General features: G+C 64.0%; 19 protein-coding genes. 15 read left to right on the top strand and 4 right to left on the bottom strand.

Annotated elements, in window-relative coordinates:
• The first annotated feature begins 4 nt into the window (after positions 1 to 4).
• From VF673_RS08205 to ung, 7 genes are all read left to right on the top strand, one after another.
• Complete coding sequence (locus VF673_RS08205) at positions 5 to 544, top strand: YaeQ family protein (RefSeq protein ID WP_440291564.1); 540 nt, start codon at positions 5 to 7, stop codon at positions 542 to 544.
• Between the two features lie 6 nt (positions 545 to 550).
• The gene (gene recJ, locus VF673_RS08200; RefSeq protein ID WP_440291563.1) at positions 551 to 2269 is read left to right on the top strand and encodes a single-stranded-DNA-specific exonuclease RecJ; all 1719 of its coding nucleotides are present in this window, start codon (positions 551 to 553) and stop codon (positions 2267 to 2269) included.
• 289 nt (positions 2270 to 2558) lie between these two features.
• Positions 2559 to 3654 (top strand): peptide chain release factor 2 gene (gene prfB, locus VF673_RS08195; RefSeq protein ID WP_143084126.1). Its coding sequence is split into 2 segments (ribosomal slippage): positions 2559 to 2630 and positions 2632 to 3654, totalling 1095 coding nucleotides; the frame shifts between segments, so codons are not numbered across the junction.
• 57 nt (positions 3655 to 3711) lie between these two features.
• Positions 3712 to 5211 carry a lysine--tRNA ligase gene (gene lysS / locus VF673_RS08190; protein WP_440291562.1) on the top strand — a complete coding sequence of 500 codons (1500 nt, stop codon included), beginning with the start codon at positions 3712 to 3714 and terminating at the stop codon, positions 5209 to 5211.
• A 29-nt stretch (positions 5212 to 5240) separates the two neighbouring features.
• Positions 5241 to 6524: a flavohemoglobin expression-modulating QEGLA motif protein gene (locus VF673_RS08185; protein WP_440291561.1), complete on the top strand. Its 1284-nt coding sequence runs from the start codon at positions 5241 to 5243 to the stop codon at positions 6522 to 6524.
• 23 nt (positions 6525 to 6547) lie between these two features.
• Positions 6548 to 6886: a hypothetical protein gene (locus VF673_RS08180; protein WP_090536140.1), complete on the top strand. Its 339-nt coding sequence runs from the start codon at positions 6548 to 6550 to the stop codon at positions 6884 to 6886.
• Complete coding sequence (ung, locus tag VF673_RS08175; protein WP_440291560.1) at positions 6883 to 7569, top strand: uracil-DNA glycosylase; 687 nt, start codon at positions 6883 to 6885, stop codon at positions 7567 to 7569. The genes VF673_RS08180 and ung overlap by 4 nt, the downstream gene beginning before the upstream one ends.
• Positions 7570 to 7578: 9 nt before the next feature.
• Here the strand turns inward: ung and VF673_RS08170 are convergent, their stop codons facing one another.
• From VF673_RS08170 to ygfZ, 3 genes are all read right to left on the bottom strand, one after another.
• Entirely contained in the window at positions 7579 to 8643 is a 1065-nt protein-coding gene (locus VF673_RS08170; protein ID WP_440291559.1) for an NAD(P)H-dependent flavin oxidoreductase, read from the bottom strand.
• A 65-nt stretch (positions 8644 to 8708) separates the two neighbouring features.
• On the bottom strand, positions 8709 to 9542 hold the full coding sequence (locus VF673_RS08165) for an HDOD domain-containing protein (RefSeq protein WP_440291558.1): 834 nt from the start codon (positions 9540 to 9542) through the stop codon (positions 8709 to 8711).
• A gap of 15 nt (positions 9543 to 9557) precedes the next feature.
• On the bottom strand, positions 9558 to 10544 hold the full coding sequence (gene ygfZ, locus VF673_RS08160; RefSeq protein ID WP_440291557.1) for a CAF17-like 4Fe-4S cluster assembly/insertion protein YgfZ: 987 nt from the start codon (positions 10542 to 10544) through the stop codon (positions 9558 to 9560).
• Positions 10545 to 10686: 142 nt separating this feature from the next.
• On the opposite strand from ygfZ, the gene VF673_RS08155 reads away from it, so the two are divergent.
• Complete coding sequence (locus tag VF673_RS08155) at positions 10687 to 10941, top strand: succinate dehydrogenase assembly factor 2 (RefSeq protein ID WP_273124789.1); 255 nt, start codon at positions 10687 to 10689, stop codon at positions 10939 to 10941.
• Positions 10925 to 11377, top strand: a complete 453-nt coding sequence (locus VF673_RS08150; protein ID WP_090536150.1) for a hypothetical protein — start codon at positions 10925 to 10927, stop codon at positions 11375 to 11377. Before VF673_RS08155 ends, VF673_RS08150 begins: the two co-directional genes overlap by 17 nt.
• Here VF673_RS08150 and nadB read toward each other — a convergent pair.
• Positions 11346 to 12959, bottom strand: a complete 1614-nt coding sequence (gene nadB, locus VF673_RS08145; protein ID WP_440291556.1) for an L-aspartate oxidase — start codon at positions 12957 to 12959, stop codon at positions 11346 to 11348. The two genes, VF673_RS08150 and nadB, sit on opposite strands and share 32 nt — an antisense overlap.
• Before the next feature lie 316 nt (positions 12960 to 13275).
• Here nadB and rpoE point away from each other — a divergent pair, with 316 nt between their 5' ends.
• From rpoE to lepA, 6 genes are all read left to right on the top strand, one after another.
• The gene (rpoE, locus tag VF673_RS08140; RefSeq protein ID WP_090536860.1) at positions 13276 to 13851 is read left to right on the top strand and encodes an RNA polymerase sigma factor RpoE; all 576 of its coding nucleotides are present in this window, start codon (positions 13276 to 13278) and stop codon (positions 13849 to 13851) included.
• Between the two features lie 51 nt (positions 13852 to 13902).
• The gene (locus tag VF673_RS08135; RefSeq protein ID WP_440291555.1) at positions 13903 to 14523 is read left to right on the top strand and encodes a sigma-E factor negative regulatory protein; all 621 of its coding nucleotides are present in this window, start codon (positions 13903 to 13905) and stop codon (positions 14521 to 14523) included.
• Entirely contained in the window at positions 14523 to 15485 is a 963-nt protein-coding gene (locus VF673_RS08130; RefSeq protein WP_440291554.1) for a MucB/RseB C-terminal domain-containing protein, read from the top strand. The genes VF673_RS08135 and VF673_RS08130 overlap by 1 nt, the downstream gene beginning before the upstream one ends.
• The gene (locus tag VF673_RS08125) at positions 15482 to 15964 is read left to right on the top strand and encodes a SoxR reducing system RseC family protein (protein ID WP_440291553.1); all 483 of its coding nucleotides are present in this window, start codon (positions 15482 to 15484) and stop codon (positions 15962 to 15964) included. Before VF673_RS08130 ends, VF673_RS08125 begins: the two co-directional genes overlap by 4 nt.
• Before the next feature lie 7 nt (positions 15965 to 15971).
• On the top strand, positions 15972 to 17396 hold the full coding sequence (locus tag VF673_RS08120) for a DegQ family serine endoprotease (protein WP_090536159.1): 1425 nt from the start codon (positions 15972 to 15974) through the stop codon (positions 17394 to 17396).
• 157 nt (positions 17397 to 17553) lie between these two features.
• A complete protein-coding gene (gene lepA, locus VF673_RS08115) occupies positions 17554 to 19353 on the top strand; it encodes a translation elongation factor 4 (RefSeq protein ID WP_440291552.1) in 1800 nt (599 codons plus the stop codon).
• The last annotated feature ends 18 nt before the right edge of the window (positions 19354 to 19371 follow it).

Here is a 19371-nt window from a genome sequence, read left to right as displayed (position 1 = left end):
CCCCATGGCCCTGCAATCGATTCCCTGCAAGATTCAGCTGAACCTCACCGATACTGACCGTGGCGTCTATGAAGACCTGCGTCTGACCGTGGCCCGGCATCCCTCCGAGACCGGCCAGCGCCTGGCGGCCCGGGTGCTGGCCTACGCGCTGTGGTATCACGAACGCCTGGCCTTCGGCCGGGGGTTGTCGGACGTGGATGAGCCGGCCCTGTGGCAGAAGAGCCTGGACGACCGCATTGAGCACTGGATTGATGTCGGTCAGCCCGACGCGGACCGTCTGATTGCCGGCTCCCGTCGCGCCGAGCGCTGCTCGCTGCTGGTTTACGGCAACAATCGGGTCTGGGCGGGCAAGGTGTTACCCCAGGTCGAACAGCAGCGCAACCTGCATATCGCCGTGCTGCCCCAGGCGCCGCTGGATGCGCTGGCCAGCGAGCTGCCGCGCAGCTTCGACTGGAGCGTGATGATCAGCGACGGCGTACTCTACGTCAGTGACACCGATACCCAGCATGAATTCGCCCTCGAGTGGCTGTTGGGAGAGCGTTGAGTCTCCATGCGTATCGAGTCCCGCGTCCTGCCCGCACAGCTGCCCGATCTGGGTGATCTGCCACCGCTGCTGACCCGCCTGTACGCGGCCCGCGGCGTGCGCTCAGCACGTGAACTGGATCGCAGTCTGCGGGCTCTGCTGCCCTGGAATCTGTTCAAGGACATCGACCGGGCGGTGCAGGTGCTGCGTCAGGCACTGGAGCTGCGCCAATCCATCCTGATTGTCGGCGACTTCGACTGCGACGGTGCCACCGCCAGTGCCGTGGCAGTACTGGGACTGCGCGCGCTGGGTGCGGCGCGGGTCGATTATCTGGTACCCAACCGCTTCGAATACGGCTACGGCCTGACCCCGGAGATCGTCGAGGTGGCGCTGCAACGCCAGCCCGATGTGCTGGTGACCGTGGATAACGGTATCTCCAGTGTCGAAGGGGTGGCCGCTGCCCGGGCCGCCGGCCTGCGGGTGGTGGTGACCGATCACCACCTGCCCGGCGCCCAGTTGCCCGAGGCCGATGCCATCGTCAACCCCAGCCAGCCCGGCTGCGATTTTCCGAGCAAGGCGATTGCCGGGGTCGGGGTCATCTTCTATGTGCTCATGGCCCTGCGCGCGGCGTTGCGCGAGGATGGCTGGTTCAGCCCGGCGCGGCCGGAGCCGAATCTGGGTGAGCTGCTGGATCTGGTGGCGCTGGGGACGGTGGCTGACGTGGTGCCGCTGGATGCCAACAACCGGATTCTGGTTCATCAGGGGCTGGCGCGCATCCGTGCCGGCCGCTGCCGGCCGGGTATCCGGGCCCTGCTGGAGGTGGCGCGGCGTCCGGCCGAGCGTCTGGCCTCCACCGATCTGGGCTTCATCATAGGTCCGCGCCTGAACGCCGCCGGGCGGCTGGATGACATGAGTCTGGGAATCGAATGCCTGCTGACCGACGATGAGCAGGCCGCCCGTGACATGGCCGGCGAGCTGGACAGCCTGAACCGGGACCGCAAGGCGATAGAGCAGGGCATGCAGCAGCAGGCTCTGCAGATGCTCGACAGTGCCAGCCTGCAGGAAAGCGAGCTGCCCTTCGGCCTGTGTCTGTTCGACCCGCACTGGCACCAGGGGGTGATCGGCATTCTCGCCTCACGCCTCAAGGAACGCTACCACCGCCCGGTGATCGCCTTTGCCGATGCCGGTGATGGCTTGATCAAGGGCTCGGCCCGTTCGGTGCCCGGCTTGCATATCCGCGACGCGCTGGACAGCGTGGCGGCGGCCAACCCGGGGCTGATCAGCAAGTTCGGCGGCCATGCCATGGCTGCCGGTCTGTCGCTGCCGGCGGCGCACTTCGAGGCCTTCTGCCAGGCCTTCGATCAGGAGGTGCGCCGGCAGCTGAGTGCCGAGGATCTGACCGGGCGTCTGCTGTGCGACGGCGAGCTGGCGGCGGAGGAGTTCAGTCTGCAGCTGGCGGCGGCACTGCGCGATGCCGGTCCCTGGGGGCAGCACTTTCCCGAGCCGGGCTTTCATGGCGAGTTCACGCTGATCCAGCAGCGGCTGGTTGGCGAGCGGCATCTGAAGCTGGTGCTGCAGCCGCCGGGCAGCGCCGAGGTGCTGGATGCGATCGCGTTCAATGTGGATACCCAGGTCTGGCCCGACCCCAATATCCGCCGCGCACGTCTGGTCTACAGTCTGGATGTGAACGAATACCGGGGGCGCCAGAGTCTGCAGCTGATGGTCAGGCATCTGCAGGCCTGCTGAGGCCTGGTGGGCGGCCGGGGCGGTTTGTGCCGTTGTGTCCGCCGGGAGCTTGTGCAAGGTCGGTCCGAGGTGCAGGGCTGTGCCGACACGCCGTGAATACATCTCTGTAGGCTCGCGGTTTTCCTCCGACCGCAGGCGAAGCTGAGCGGACGCAATCGCATTGCCGCCGGCACCGGCTGATCGCGACAGGGCTGAAGCAGCGCAACAGGTGACGGGGCGCAGGCCTTTACCACACGCAGGAGAGGATTTCCGCTACAATAGCTCCTTTTTCCTGACGGGACTTGTCACCATGGAAATCAATCCGATTCTGAACACCATCAAAGACCTGCGTGGCCGCTCCGAGACCATCAGGGGGTATCTTTGACTACGATCACAAGCGTGATCGTCTGACCGAAGTGGAGCGCGAACTCGAGGATCCGGGCGTCTGGAACGATCCCGAGCGGGCGCAGAATCTGGGCCGTGAGCGTGCCTCGCTGGCCGAAGTGGTAGGCACCCTGGATGAACTGAGCAGCGGCCTGCAGGACGCCTCCGAACTGCTGGAAATGGCGGTTGAGGAGGATGATGCAGGGGCTGTGGCAGACGTGGAGGCCGAGCTCGAACGCCTGCAGACCCGCCTCGAGGCGCTGGAATTCCGCCGCATGTTCAGCGGCGAGATGGACGAGAACAACGCCTATCTGGATATCCAGGCCGGCTCCGGCGGTACCGAGGCCCAGGACTGGGCCAACATGCTGCTGCGCATGTACCTGCGCTGGGCCGACCACAACGGTTTCGACGCCACCATAATGGAACTGACCGCGGGCGAAGTGGCCGGCATCAAGGGCGCCACCGTCCATATCAAGGGTCCCTATGCCTACGGTTGGCTGCGTACCGAGATCGGTGTGCACCGCCTGGTGCGCAAGAGTCCCTTCGACTCGGGCAATCGTCGCCATACCTCGTTCACTGCGGTGTTCGTTTCCCCCGAGATCGATGACAACATCGAGATCGAGATCAATCCGTCGGACCTGCGCATCGATACCTACCGTTCCTCCGGTGCCGGTGGTCAGCACGTGAACACCACCGACTCGGCGGTGCGTATCACCCACATTCCGACCAATACCGTGGTCAGCTGCCAGAACGAACGTTCCCAGCACGCCAACAAGGACACCGCCATGAAGATGCTGCGGGCCAAGTTGTACGAGCTGGAAATGCAGAAGCGTACCGCTGCCTCCCAGGCGCAGGAAGATGCCAAGTCCGACATCGGCTGGGGGCACCAGATCCGCTCCTACGTGCTGGACCAGTCGCGGATCAAGGATCTGCGCACCGGCATCGAAGACAGCGACTGCGATGGCGTGCTGGATGGCGACATCAACCATTTTCTGGAAGCCAGTCTGAAACAGGGCCTGTAAGGCCCTGTTCGTCACGCCGTTTATGCAACCCCGAATTTGAGTACCCAGGACACCGAAATGAGCGAACAACCGCTGAATGAGCATGCACTGCAAGAGGAAGAGAACCGCCTGATTGCCCTGCGCAAGGAGAAGCTGGCCGCCGAGCGCGCCAGGGGGCAGGCTTTCCCCAACGATTTCCGCCGCGACAGCCTGGCCGGGGATCTGCAGAAGCAGTATGCCGACAGCAGCAAGGAGGAGCTGGCCGAGGCCGGTATCCAGGTCAGCATTGCCGGTCGCATCATGCTCAACCGCGGTGCCTTCATGGTGCTCCAGGACATGAGCGGGCGCATTCAGGTCTACGTCGACCGCAAGGGCCTGCCCGCCGAGACCCTGGAGGCGATCAAGACCTGGGACCTGGGCGACATCATCGGCGCCGAGGGGACCCTGGCCCGTTCCGGCAAGGGCGACCTCTATGTGCACATGACCAGTGTGCGTCTGCTGACCAAGTCCCTGCGCCCGCTGCCGGACAAGCACCATGGCCTGACCGACACCGAGCAGCGCTATCGCCAGCGCTACGTTGACCTGATCGTCAACGAGGAGACCCGGCAGACCTTCCGCGTCCGCTCCCAGGTGATTGCCCATATCCGCCGCTTCCTCAGCGAGCGCGGTTTCCTTGAAGTGGAAACCCCCATGCTGCAGACCATTCCCGGCGGCGCGGCGGCCAAGCCCTTCGAAACCCACCATAATGCGCTGGATCTGCCGATGTTCCTGCGCATCGCCCCGGAGCTGTACCTCAAGCGCCTGGTGGTCGGTGGCTTCGAGAAGGTGTTCGAGATCAACCGCAATTTCCGTAACGAGGGCGTCTCCACCCGGCACAACCCCGAGTTCACCATGCTCGAGTTCTACTGGGCCTATGCCGATTACGAAGACAACATGGACCTGACCGAGGAACTGTTCCGCGAGCTGGCCCAGGCGGTGCTCGGCACCACCGATGTGCCCTACGGCGACAAGGTGTTCCATTTCGGCGAGCCCTTCGCCCGCCTGTCGGTGTTCGACGCCATCCTCAAGTACAACCCCGACATCAGCGCCGAGGATCTGCGCGACATCGACCGGGCCCGGGAGATCGCCAGGCGGGCCGGCGCCAAGGTGCTCGGCCACGAGGGCCTGGGCAAGCTGCAGGTGATGATCTTCGAGGAGCTGGTCGAGCACAGACTGGAACAGCCGACCTTCATTACTCAGTACCCCTTCGAGGTGTCGCCGCTGGCCCGGCGCAACGATCAGGATCCGAGCATTACCGACCGTTTCGAGCTGTTCATCGGTGGTCGCGAGATCGCCAACGCCTATTCCGAGCTCAACGATGCCGAGGACCAGGCCGAGCGTTTCCACGCCCAGGTGGCGGAGAAGGACGCCGGCGACGACGAGGCCATGCACTTTGATGCCGACTTCGTTCGTGCGCTGGAATACGGCATGCCGCCCACCGCCGGCGAGGGTATCGGCATCGACCGTCTGGTGATGCTGCTGACCAACTCGCCGTCGATCCGCGACGTCATCCTGTTCCCGCACATGCGTCCGGAGTAGTGAGGACAGCCGACTGAAAGGAGCCAGACATGGCGGTAAAGCAGAGCGAGCAGTACCAACTGGTGATCCGCAGCCTGTCCGACCGCATTGTCGAGGCGCAGGCGCCGATCCGGGTGCTGGATGCCATCAAGTGGGATGACGGCATCCGCGACCGGTTCTTCCGCGACGGCTGCCGCAAGCTGCCGGAGGTCGGGCCGGACTACTACAAGCGCCGGCCACTGAGCTTCGATCCGGCCGAACGGCTGCAGGTGTTCCAGGACATCGAACGGGATATCACCCGGCAGCTGGGTACCTTCAATCCGGTCGGCCAGATCATGCGCCGCATGTGCCGTGAATACCGCATGGTGCTGCGAATGATCGAGGGCCGCGGCACCGCCGAGTTCGGGCGCATCTCCCAGGAGCTGTACGGCTCTGCCTCCGACGCCTTCCACGCGGGTGATCCGACCATCACCGACCTGGGCATCATGCTCACCGAGTCGCTGAGCAATATCGGCAACGATCTGGGGCGCGAGCCCAAGACCATAGCCGCGCCCGAGGCGGTGGCCATACTGCAGGAGCAGATGGACAAGGTGTTCCCGGATGATCAGACGGTACGGGTGTTCGAGTCCGACGGCATTGTCGCCGATGCCGCGGCCGGCGCCGACTACATCAAGATCCGCAGCGATGCCATGTTCAACCAGCGGGATCTGAAGATCCTCGCGGTGCACGAGGGCATGGTGCATGTGGCCACCAGCCTCAATGGCCAGCACCAGCCGATCTGTACCTTCCTGGCCAAGGGGCCGCCGTCCTCCACGGTGACCCAGGAAGGTCTGGCGATCCTCATGGAGGTCATCACCTTCGCGTCCTACCCCTCGCGCCTGCGCAAGCTGACCAACCGCACCCGTGCCATCCAGCTGGCCGAGTCCGGCGCCAACTTCCTCGACGTCTTCGATTTCTATCGGGGGGAGGGGTACAGCGAGGAGGACAGCTACAACAATGCCAGCCGGGTATTCCGTGGCTCCAGCAGCGATGGGCTGCCCTTCACCAAGGACCTGGCCTATCTCAAGGGCTTCATCCTGACCTACAACTACATCCAGCTGGCGGTCCGTCAGGGCAAGCTGCAGCAGATCCCGCTGCTGTTCTGTGGCAAGACCACCCTGGAGGACATGCGTACCCTGGGTCAGCTGGTGGAAGAGGGACTGGTGGTGCCGCCGCGCTATCTGCCCGAGCCCTTCGCCGACCTCAATGCCCTGAGCGCCTGGATGTGCTTCTCGGGCTTTCTCACCAACCTCAGCCTCGACCGTATCGAGGCCGATTACGCCAACATACTCTGATCTGTTTCCCGAGGAGGATCGCCGTGAGCGAGCAGCAGGAAGTCAACAAGTTGCCCTATATCCTGACCGCACTGGGCACCCTGTTCCTGACCATGGCCATATTGCATTTCTATGGCTACCTGAATTTTGCCCGGGAGGAGGAGGGGCTGCTGGTGGCCGACTTCGGTCTGGTGACCCTGGGCTCCAGCGAGGCGGGCCAGCTGCAGGCGCGGCCGGCCGATTATGTTGCCGAATGCGTGGACGGCGTGATGATCCTGCATGCCACCCGGCACAACGGCCTGTCCGGCCTGCTGGTGGATGGCCGCCAGCGTGTGGTGCGCTGTAATGCCCAGGCGGTACCGGCGGCGCCCACCAGTCCATGAGTCGGCCGGTGCAACTGGCGGAGGACTGGAAGCAGGTCCTCGGCGATGAGTTCGAACAGCCCTACATGCAGCAGCTGCGGGAGTTCCTGATTGCGGAAAAGGCCGCCGGCAGGACCGTCTATCCCCCCGGCCCGCAGATCTTCAACGCGCTCAATTCGACGCCGCTGGAGCAGGTCAAGGTGGTGATCATCGGCCAGGATCCCTACCACGGGCCGGGTCAGGCCCATGGGCTGTGCTTCTCGGTACAGCCCGGTGTGCGACCGCCGCCCTCGCTGCAGAACATCTTCAAGGAGATCCAGCGCGATCTGGGCCATCCAGTGCCCGATCATGGTTGTCTGCAGAGCTGGGCCGAACAGGGGGTGCTGCTGCTCAATGCGGTGCTCACGGTGACCCAGGGCCAGGCCGGCGCCCACGCCAATCGCGGCTGGGAACGCTTCACCTCGCGCATCATCGAGATCCTCGATCGGCAGTGCGAGCACCTGGTGTTCATGCTGTGGGGCAGTTATGCGCAGAAGAAGGGCGCGCATATCGATGAGTCGCGCCATTGCGTGCTCAAGAGCGTGCATCCCTCACCGCTGTCGGCGCACCGTGGCTTCATCGGCTGCGGGCACTTCTCCGCAGCCAATGCCTACCTCGTCAAGAACGGGCGCGAGCCGATCGACTGGCAGCTGCCGCCACTCTGAGCGGGCTTGTCAGGGCCAGCCGCATTCCTCCATCAGCCGGACGACCAGCTCGCTCGCCGGCAGCGCCCTGGCCAGGGGCGCGCCCATGCCGGCCCAGTGCGCAGCGAATTCCTGAATGCCCTGTTGACTGGCGGCGGCATGCAGCTGCTTGGCCGCATCATAGGCCATGGGGTAACCCGCCGGGCATGGACTGTCGGCGGCGCTGCCGTGCTCGATCAGCCGGTTGAGCAGGCCCCGGGCCGGGCGGCCGGAGATGGCTGCGGTCAGCCGGGTATGCCCGGCGCGTGGGCTGGCCAGCATCTGCCGGTAACCCTCGTTGGCCGATGACTCGGGGCAGAGGATGAAGGCCGTACCCAGCTGCGCGGCGGCTGCACCCAGATCCAGCATGGCACGGATGCCCTGTCCATCCATGATGCCGCCGGCGGCGATTACCGGCAGTCGGCAGCGGGAGGTCAGCAGGCGTACCAGTACCGCCGTGCTCAGCTGTTCGTCGTTGCCATCGGGGTTGAAGATGCCACGGTGACCGCCGGCCTCGATACCCTGGGCAACGATGCCGTCCAGCCCGGCCTGCTCGATCAGACTTGCCTCTTCCAGACTGGTGGCGCTGGCCAGCAGGCAGATACCTGCCTGCTGCAGGGCCCTGATGGCGTCGGCAGAGGGCAGACCGAAGTGGAAGCTGACCACCGCCGGGCGTTGCTCCAGCAGCATCTCCAGCATGGCGTCATCCTCGACGAAGCTCGGATAGCCGACCTTGAGCGCGCTCGGTTCGGCGGCGCCGATCTCCCGGAACAGCGGGCGCAGATGCGCCAGCCATGCCGCCTCAAGCGCCGGATCCGGCTGCGCCGGAGCGTGGCAGAACACATTGATGTTGAAGGGACGGTCGGTCAGCGTCCGGGTCTGCTCAATCATCTGCCGGGCCTGGGCCACCGGGGATGGCCCTATACCCAGCGAACCCAGACCGCCGGCATTGGATACCGCCGCAGCCAGTGCCGGGGTTGAAACGCCGGCCATGGGCGCCTGGATCAGCGGGAGACGAATACCCAGGCGGGCGAGAAGGTCGACAGGGCGGGGCATGATTTCTCCTTGGGCGGAAATGGACCATCCGGAGCCGTCATTGTACCCCCAGCCCGGGACAGGACCTAGCCGAGCAGGGCCATGGCCGCTTCCATTTCCGCGGACAGGTCTTCCTCTTCCTGATCACTGGCCGGATTGAGCCCCAGTCGTGCGAAGGAGGGAGTCTGGCTCCAGTCCAGCTGGGCAAAGGGGTGCTCGCTTCCGGCGATGCTCTGCAGCATGGCCACCTGGACGATATCGGCGTAATCCACGCTCTCAGGCTGGCGCTGGAAGTCCAGATGCTCGCTGGGGATGCGGCGCAGCGGCTGCGGGAACTCCCAGGCGGCGAGGATACTATCGCCGATCAGCGGATGGATGCGCTCGATGACCAGGTCCAGGGTGGCGGAGTCCTGCAGCAGTTCACTGTTTTCCTCGGCGTAGCTGAGGATCGGCAGCACGCCGATCAGGTGCACCAGCCCCGCCAGGGTCGCCTGATCCGACTTGAGCCGGGTGTAATGCTTGCACAGCACATGGCTGATGCCGGCCACTTCGGTGCTGCGGGCCCACACCGCGCGCATGCGCTGGTCGATGATGTCGGTGGTGGCCTGGAACAGCTGGGCCATGGCCAGCCCGGTAGCCAGGTTGGCGGTATAGACCACGCCGAGGCGGTTGACCGCCATCTGCAGGTCGGTGATTTCCTGACGGGAGCGCAGCAGCGGGCTGTTGACCACCTTGATCAGCCGTGCGCTCAGTGCGGTGTCGGTGCTGATCACCCGGGCCAGCTCGCCGATGCTGACATCCGGGTCCTCGGCGGCCTCGCGGATGCGCAATGCCACCTCGGGCAGGGTGGGCAGCACCAGCTGATCCCGTTCGATTGCCTGAATCAGTTCGTCCTGAATGCGCTCGGCCAGATCGGTCATAGTGTCTTCCTTGAGTCAGTGGGCAGCCTCGTCGGCAGCCATCTGTTGTTCGTAGGGGAGGGTGGATACCCTTAGTGGCTGGGTGCTGTCAGCCAGTGTCAGATCCGGCAATTCTGCCGCGTCCTTCTGCAGTACGGCAAGTAGCTCGACCTGCCCGCCGGCCCGGGCCGCCATCACCACCTCGCCCACCGACTGGCTCTGGCCGGCTCGGTGGACAGCAGTGCCGGGTGCCGGTACCTGCTCGCCATCCCACAGCAGGCGATACATGCGCCGCTTGAGCTTGCCCAGATACTGCATGCGGGCAACGATCTCCTGGCCGGTATAGCAGCCCTTGCGAAAACTCACGCCGCCCAGTTGCTGGAGGTTGAGCATCTGCGGAATGAAGCTTTCGCGGGTGCCGCCGCGCACCTGCCCCAGACCCAGGCGGATCTGCTGCAGCTCCCAGGCTTCGACGGGCAGGGGCTGCGCCTGTGTGCTCAGGGAGCGCACCTTGTCCGCAGCCTGGGCGGTGGGCAGCCAGACCTCCCAGGTCTGCTCGGCGATTGCCAGCGCCCGGCCGGTCTCTTCGTCGTCGCCGGACTGTACCAGGCCGGCTCCGGCGATGGCCGCCGCCGCCGCCTCGCCCCATAGGCCCAGACGCAACCACTGCTGACTGGCATCGGTGAGCTGTATCTTGAAGAACACCGCGTAACGGCTCAGGTCCTGCTGCTGGGGTTCGAGCAGGTCGGCCGCCATGGCCAGCAGGTAGCTCTGCTCGCTCAGCTTCAGCAGGCGGAAGCTCGACTGCATGCGGCCCTGGGGATTGCAGCGGGCGCCAAGGGTATGTTCGCCGGGTTGCAGGGCGGCCACGTCACAGGTCAGCTGACCCTGCAGAAAACGGGTGGCGTCGGTGCCCTGCACTGCCAGTACGGCCTCCTGATCGAGCAGGGCCAGGCCGGTGGCGGGTAAAGAGTCGGGCAATTCGGTGGGGAACAGGAGGGACAGATCGGGAAAGGCTGGCATGGTCTCTGACGGTCTCCAGTACTCGGGTTAACGGACGCGAGGCTACATCATAGGACTGTGGCGGGCCGTTGTCAGTGCCGGTGTGCTCGCCAGGGGTTATACTTGCCCTTCGAAGCAATCTTTTATTGATGGAGAGGTCTGGATGTCGGCAGAAGTGGAAAAGAAGCGTTTGTACTGGCACAGCCGGCGCGGCATGCTCGAGCTGGACGTGCTGCTGGTACCTTTTCTTGAAGAAGCCTATCCCTCGCTGGATGCTGAGGATCAGGCGCGCTATCGCCGACTGCTGGAATGCGAGGACCAGGACATGTTCGTCTGGTTCATGCAGCGTGGCGAACCGGAGGACCCGGATCTGCGACGCATCGTGAGGATGATACTGGACCGTGTACAGCCCAAGTGACACCCTGCTGCTCAGGCGTCAGCCTTCGCGCTGGCTTGGCGCACTGCTGATACTGCTGACGCTGCTCGGCTGCGTCGCCCTGTATCAGAGTGCCATGCCCGCGCTGCCGGCGCTGGTCTGCGGCCTGCTGCTGTGGTTCCACTGCCTGTGGATCTGGCCGCGGCAGGTCAGTCTGCGCCATGCCGACTCGGTGACCGGGTTGCGCTTTGACCAGGAGGGCTGGCACGTGCTGCGCCGTGACGGCTCGGAAGCGGGCGCACGGCTGCAGGCGGATACCTTCGTCAGTGCCCTGCTCACCGTGGTCCGCCTGCGCGAGCCCGGCCGTCTGCTCCCGGTGTCGGTGATACTGCCCGCCGACGCCGCCACCGAGGATTCCCTGCGACGCCTGCGCCTGCGCCTGCGCTTCAGCCGTCAGCGCTGGGCGGCTGCAGAATAGTATCCCGCGCTTCGTCGAGCAGCTGCGGGTAGTCCAGGGTGTAGTGCAGCCCGCGGCTTTCGCGGCGCAACATCGCCGATCTGATGATCAGGTCCGCCACCAGCGCCAGGTTGCGCAGCTCCAGCAGGTCCCGTGAGACTCGGTAATTGCTGTAGAACTCGTGGATTTCCGCCAGCAGCATGTCCACCCGGTGCTTGGCCCGTTGCAGGCGCTTGGTGGTCCGCACTATGCCCACGTAATCCCACATGAAGCGCCGCAGCTCGTCCCAGTTGTGGGAAATGATCACATCCTCGTCGGAATCGGTCACCTGACTCTCATCCCACGGCGGCAGCTGATCCGGCAGGGGCGCGCTGTCCCATTGCTGGAGAATGTGGCGGCTGGCGGCCCGGCCGTAGACGATGCATTCCAGCAGTGAGTTGCTGGCCATGCGGTTGGCGCCATGCAGGCCGGTGAAACTGGTCTCGCCGATGGCGTACAGCTGGTCCACATCGGTCTGGCCGTTGCTGTCGACCATGACGCCGCCGCAGGTGTAATGCGCCGCCGGGACCACGGGGATCGGCTCGCGGGCGATGTCGATGCCGAAGCTCAGGCAGCGCTCGTAAACCGTGGGGAAGTGCTCGCGTATGAAAGCGGCCGGCTTGTGGCTGATGTCCAGATACACGCAATCCAGCCCCAGACGCTTCATCTCGTGGTCGATGGCGCGGGCGACTATGTCCCGGGGCGCCAGTTCGGCACGCTCGTCGAAGTGGGGCATGAAGCGGGTGCCGTCGGGCAGCTTGAGCACCGCCCCTTCACCACGCAGTGCCTCGGTGATCAGGAAGCTCTTGGCCTGGGGGTGATACAGGCAGGTGGGATGGAACTGGTTGAACTCCAGGTTGGCCACCCGGCAGCCTGCACGCCAGGCCATGGCGATGCCATCCCCCGAGGCGCTGTCCGGGTTGCTGGTGTAGAGATACACCTTGCTCGCGCCGCCGGTAGCCAGTACGGTGAATCGGGCGCTGAAGGTCTCCACATGACCGCTGTCGCGGTTGAGGATGTAGGCGCCGAGGCAGTGGTGGCCCGGCAGACCCAGCTTGCTGCTGGTGATCAGGTCGATGGCGACCCGGTTTTCCAGCAGGGCGATGTTCGGGTGTGCCTGGGCCTGGCGCTGCAGGGTGTTGAAGATGGCGGCGCCGGTGGCGTCGGCGGCGTGGATGATCCGACGGTGGCTGTGGCCACCTTCGCGGGTCAGGTGGAAGTCCTCGGTCTCGGTGCCGTCCTCGCCCCGTTCACGGGTGAAGGGTACGCCCTGCTGGATCAGCCAGCCGATGGCTTCCCGGCTGTCGCCGACGATCTGTCGAACGGCATCCTCATGGCACAGGCCGGCGCCCGCGATCAGGGTATCCTGCACGTGGGCGTCGACGGTATCGGTGTCGTCGAGTACTGCCGCCACGCCACCCTGAGCCCAGAAGGTCGAGCCTTCCGAGAGACTGCCCTTGCTGAGTACGGCTACACTGAGCCGGTCCGCCAGGTTCAGAGCCAGTGTCAGTCCTGCTGCGCCGCTGCCGATTACCAGTACATCATATTGCTGTTGTCGGGTCATTGAGGTCTCTTCATGCCAGTGTCGGACCCTGCCGGTGAGGCTGGTGGCTGAATTATAAGAGCAGGTTGTAACAGAGTACTACCTGCAAGGGGAGAGTGGCGCGCGGAGCGGGCCGACACTCGTGGCGTTTCAGCGTTGCGGGCGGATCCATTGCTGAATATCATCAAAATTTATCACCTGTTGCGGAACTTTGTTCTTGCTTCAGGCTCTGAGAGCTGAACCTGAGTGAGGGGAGAACTTTTGGTTACATCGCGGGTCTATCGCAACAGAATGAGTCTGTCGGGTCAGGGCGCGGGTGCCCCGGTGGGTCTTCACCATGACTGAACAGACCGACCAACAACTGGTCGAAAGGGTACAACAGGGAGACAAGCGGGCGTTCGACCTGCTGGTGCTGAAATATCAGCACAAGATTCTCGCCCTGGTGACCCGTTTCGTACACGATGGGCACGAGGCGCAGGATGTGGCTCAGGAAGCTTTCATCAAGGCCTATCGTGCTCTGGCGAATTTCAGAGGAGACAGCGCGTTCTACACCTGGCTGTACCGGATCGCGATCAACACGGCCAAGAACTACCTGGTGGCACGGGGGCGTCGGCCACCGGATTCCGATATCGCAGCCGAGGATGCCGAGTACTATGACGGCGACAGTGCACTCAAGGACATCCACTCACCTGAGCGAGATCTCCTGCGTGACGAGATCGAGCAGGTAGTCAACCGTACCCTGCAGCTGCTGCCGAGCGATTTGAGAATGGCTCTGACCTTGCGCGAGTTCGAAGGGCTGAGCTACGAAGACATAGCAAATGTGATGGAGTGTCCGGTGGGCACAGTGCGATCAAGGATATTCAGAGCACGTGAAGCCATCGATAAAGCCCTGAAGCCGCTGCTCGAAGCGTGACTCCGGGAAACCGTGATGCCCTGCGGGGCCTTTTATGACAGAGGTAGATCAATGAGTAGCGAATCCTTGCGCGAATCCATTTCCGCGCTCATGGACGGCGAGGCAGAGCAACTGGAAGTGCGCCGCGTCCTTCATGCCAGTGAACAGGATCCGGATGTACGCCGCAGTTGGGAAAGATACCAGCTGGCAAGATCTGTCATGCACAAGGAGCCCTGGAACACCGGGATCGACCTGTCGGCCGGCATTGCCGCCGCGCTGGCGGACGAGCCGCAGCTGGCGGTCAAGGCCCGGACCTCCTCGCGCTGGAAGACCCATCTGGGGCGTGTCGCCGTGGCGGCATCGGTTACCGTCGCCGTGCTGGTAGGTGTGCGCATGGTCAACCATGACCCGGCAGTGACCAGTCAGATGGCTTCGGTTGAGCATGGCGTACCTGCGACCAGTGCACCGGTAAGCGCTGCCCCGGCCATTGCGCCCGTGGGTGCCGGCGCGGTGCTGGCAGGTTTCTCGTCCCATGCGGATCAGAAGCCCCAGCCGACCGAACAGATGAGCGAGCCCTCGGACTGGCAGGAGCAGCGCATGGGTACCTACCTGCGTCGCCATGCGGAGAACAATGCGCAGAGTGCACCCCAGCTGGTGCCCTATGCACGTGCAGCGAGCCTGGAAAACAACTAGTGCCACGACTGAAAAGCGTGATCGGGTGGTTAGGAGCGACCACCCTGTTTGCATCCCCTGCGCTATGGGCTGCAGACAGTACTCTCTGGCTGGAGCGAATGGCACAGGCAGTGCGAGAACAAAGCTACCATGGCTCCTATGTATACGAGCGTTCCGGTATCTTCACCACCCAGGACATCTGGAAGCAGGTTGGTGATGACGGTATTCGGGAGCGCCTTCTGCAGACCGCCGGACGCTACCAGGAATGGCTGCGACAGGATGGCCGTCTGGTCTGCGCCACCAACTCCTCCCTTTCCCAGGGCCGCTCACAGGCCTCGCTGCGAGCGGGGGTCGACCCCGAACAGCTTCTCGAGTGGTACAGCATGCGTAACCTGGGCACGACCCGGATTGCCTCGCGTGATGTTACCGTCATTGGCATCCAGCCCAAGGACGGCTTCCGCTTCGCCCATGAGCTGTATATCGATCACGAGACCGGGCTGTTGCTCAAGTCGCTGCTGGTCGATGAGAGTCGGGAACTGCTCGAGCGTTTCCAGTTCACCACCATCTCCTTGGATGAAGCAGACTACAGCACCGGGCTTGAGCCAGGGGAATCCTGTCGCGAGGTCAGCGTCGTGGAGCCGCCGGCAGGGGTGGACGTTCCGTTCTGGGAGCCCCAGTGGATCCCGCCGGGGTTCACTCTGGGTGAGCGCCAGATCCAGAGCATCAATGGTGATGGGCCTTATGTCAGCTCGCAGATCTACAGCGATGGTCTGACCAGCTTCACCCTCTTTGTCGAACCGCTGGGGCGTGACAAGCTGGCCGAGGATCTGCGTGCACGACTCGGGCCCACTGTTGCGGTCAGTCGCCGGCTCATGGCTGACAGCGACTTCTATCTGGCCACGGTGGTCGGCGAGATTCCGCCGCGTGCCGCAGAGCGCATAGCCGACTCACTGAGCGAAGCGGTGGTGGGAGCCCGGCGGTGATCGAGGAGCGCGGCCGCGTGCTCTCGGTGGAGGGCAATTGCCTCTGGATAGAGACGGTGCGCCGCAGTGCCTGCGACAGCTGTCAGGCGCGTAACGGCTGCGGCCAGTCGGTACTGCAACGGCTGGGGCTGGGCGCGCGGCAGGGGGCTATCCGGGTGGTCGACGAGGCCCCCATCAGTCATTACAGGGCAGGGGACGAAGTGGTGATCGGTATCGAGGAAAACGCCGTGGTGCGGGGTTCGGTACTGGTTTATCTTGTTCCCCTGCTGGGGCTTTTTGCCGGGGCTCTGCTGGCGCAGAGCAGTGGTGCGGCTGAGCCCTGGATTGTTTTCGCGGCAGTCTCCGGCCTGGGTGCCGGGTTTGCCGTTACCGGCTGGCTCGCGCGTCGCACGCAGGGTGACCCGGCATTCGTGCCGAGGCTGCTGGGCAGGGCGGTCGACGCGCCGGGCGTTGTCAGCGAGATACGCGTAAAGGAGTGATACCCATATGACAGCAGTACGGCAATGGTTGCTGATGGTGGTGGGTCTGTGGTTGCTGGCTTGGCAATCCGCAGCAACGGCCCAGTTGCCCGACTTCACCGATCTGGTGGAAGAGGCGTCTCCGGCGGTAGTGAATATCAGCACCCGACAGAATGTGCCCGCCCGCGGCGCCGGGATGGGCCCCATGATCCCCGAACTCGAAGGCTTGCCCCCGATCTTCCGGGAGTTCTTCGAACGCAGCATTCCCGATGGCTCGCGCTCTGCTCCCCAGCGTCAGGCCCAGTCCCTGGGCTCGGGATTCATCATTTCCAAGGACGGTTACGTCCTGACCAACAACCATGTGGTGAGTGGAGCGGACGAGATTTTCGTGCGTCTGTCCGACCGCCGCGAACTGGAAGCCAGTCTGGTGGGTGCTGATCCGCGCTCGGACCTGGCCCTGCTCAAGATCGATGCCGGCGCCGACCTGCCGGTGGTACGCATGGGCAAGTCCGCCGACCTGAAGACCGGCGAGTGGGTGCTGGCCATTGGCTCGCCCTTCGGCTTCGAGTACTCGGTTACCGCCGGGATCGTCAGTGCCAAGGGTCGCAGCCTGCCCAACGAGAGCTACGTGCCCTTCATCCAGACCGATGTGGCGATCAACCCCGGCAACTCCGGCGGTCCGCTGTTCAACCTCAAGGGTGAGGTCGTCGGCATCAACTCGCAGATATTTACCCGCTCGGGTGGTTTCATGGGGCTGTCCTTTGCCATTCCGGTGGATGTGGCCATGGATGTGGTCGAACAGCTCAAGAGTGATGGTGCGGTGCGCCGCGGCTGGCTGGGTGTAGTGATTCAGGAAGTCAACAAGGATCTGGCCGAGTCCTTCGGTCTGCCCCGTCCGGCCGGCGCCCTGGTGGCGCAGATCATGCCTGACGGTCCCGGTGACAAGGGTGGCCTGCAGGTGGGTGACGTGATTCTCAAGCTCAATGATCAGGACATCGTCATGTCCTCGGATCTGCCGCACGCGGTGGGTCGTCTGCGTCCCGGTACGCGGGCCACCATGCAGGTCATGCGCGGTGGCAAGCGTGAGCAGCTGACCGTGGAAATCGGCGCGCTACCCGACGACGATGCCCTGGCTGCGGCGGGCTCTGCAGCCCCCAATGCGCCTTCGGCCACGGATAACCGGCTGGGTCTGGCGGTGGTCGAGCTGACTCCCGAACAGAAGAAGGCGCTGGATCTCAATCACGGTGTGGCGGTGCGTGAGGTGCGCGCCGGTCCGGGTGCCATGATCGGCCTGCGTCCCGGCGATGTGATCACCAACCTGAACAACCGCCCGATCCAGTCCGCCGCGGACTTCGAGAAGGTTGCCCGGGAGCTGCCGGTCAACCGCTCCATCTCCATGCGCGTCATCCGTCAGGGACGCGCCAGCTACATCACCTTCCGTCTGTCCGAATAAACCTGCTTCTGCCGGTGTGTGCCCGGGCCTCCGGGCCCGGGCACACACCGGGACAGATGGCGTGCCGTAGCGGAATCGGGTACACTTGCGGGCTGTTTTCGGGGACACGCCCCGGTCACCGCCATGTCCGGCAAACCATCTCTGGAAGAACCCTGCAGTGAGCGACCTCAGCCTGATCCGCAATTTCTCTATCATTGCCCACATCGACCACGGCAAATCGACCCTGGCCGACCGTTTCATTCAGATCTGCGGCGGCTTGAGCGAACGGGAGATGGCAGCCCAGGTACTGGACTCGATGGATCTGGAGCGTGAGCGCGGCATCACCATCAAGGCCCACAGCGTTACCCTCTACTACAAGGCGCGTGACGGCAAGACCTACCAGCTGAACTTCATCGACACCCCCGGTCACGTCGACTTCCACTACGAGGTCAGCCGCTCGCTGGCGGCCTGTGAAGGCGCGCTGCTGGTAGTGGATGCAGCCCAGGGCGTGGAGGCTCAGTCGGTGGCCAACTGCTACACGGCCATTGAACAGGGTCTGGAGGTGATGCCGGTACTGAACAAGATCGACCTGCCCCAGGCTGAGCCGGACCGGGTCAAGGCGGAGATCGAGAGTGTCATCGGCATCGATGCCACTGATGCCGTGGTCTGCAGTGCCAAGAGCGGCATTGGGGTGGAAGATGTGCTGGAGCGGCTGATCGAGGTGATTCCGCCCCCCGAGGGCGAAATCGAGGCGCCGCTGCAGGCGTTGATCATCGATTCCTGGTTCGACAACTACCTGGGCGTGGTGTCCCTGGTCCGGGTCAAGCAGGGCCGGATCAAGAAGGGTGACAAGGTGCAGGTGAAGTCCACCGGCAAGGTCCACCAGGTCGACAGCGTCGGCGTATTCAACCCCAAGCACACCGAAACCGTGGACCTCAAGGCCGGTGAGGTGGGCTTCATCATCGCCGGCATCAAGGACATTCACGGCGCCCCGGTGGGTGACACCCTGACCCTGTCCAGCACACCCGACGTGGAAATGCTGCCCGGCTTCCAGAAGGTGCAGCCCCAGGTGTTCGCCGGTCTGTTCCCGGTCAGCTCCGACGATTTCGAGGATTTCCGCGACGCGCTGGAGAAACTCACCCTCAACGACGCCGCGCTGCAGTATGAGCCGGAAAGCTCCGATGCGCTGGGCTTCGGTTTTCGTATCGGCTTCCTCGGCATGCTGCACATGGAAATCATCCAGGAGCGCCTGGAGCGCGAGTACGACCTGGACCTGATCACCACCGCCCCCACCGTGGTCTATGAGGTGGTGAAGAAGAACGGCGACATCATCTATGTCGACAACCCCTCGCGCCTGCCCGACCCGGCGGTGATCGAGGAGATGCGCGAGCCGATAGTGCGCGCCAATATTCTTGTGCCCCAGGACCATCTTGGCAGCGTCATAACCCTGTGTGTCGAGAAGCGTGGCGTACAGCGCGACATGGTCTTCCTCGGAACCCAGGTGCAGGTCAGCTACGATCTGCCGATGAACGAGGTGGTACTCGACTTCTTCGACCGACTGAAGTCGGTCAGCCGCGGCTATGCTTCCTTGGATTACGCCTTCGACCGCTTCCAGGCGGCCAGGCTGGTGCGGCTGGATGTCCTGATCAACAACGAGAAGGTCGACGCCCTGGCGCTGATCGTGCACCGCGACAACGCCGCCTACAAGGGGCGCCAGCTGGTCGAGAAGATGAAGGATCTGATCCCGCGGCAGATGTTCGATGTTGCCATCCAGGCAGCCATGGGTGGTCAGATCGTGGCGCGCTCCACGGTCAAGGCGCTGCGCAAGAACGTACTGGCCAAGTGTTATGGCGGTGACGCCAGCCGCAAGAAGAAGCTGTTGGAGAAGCAGAAGGCCGGCAAGAAGCGGATGAAACAGGTGGGCAACGTGGAGATTCCGCAGGAAGCCTTCCTTGCCGTGCTGAAAGTAGACAACTAGGGTCCCGGGGGGCGTTGC

This window comes from Halopseudomonas sp. Lyrl_26 (assembly GCF_051948695.1).
Classification (GTDB): domain Bacteria; phylum Pseudomonadota; class Gammaproteobacteria; order Pseudomonadales; family Pseudomonadaceae; genus Halopseudomonas; species Halopseudomonas formosensis.
This window is presented reverse-complemented; position numbering and strand designations above follow the sequence as displayed.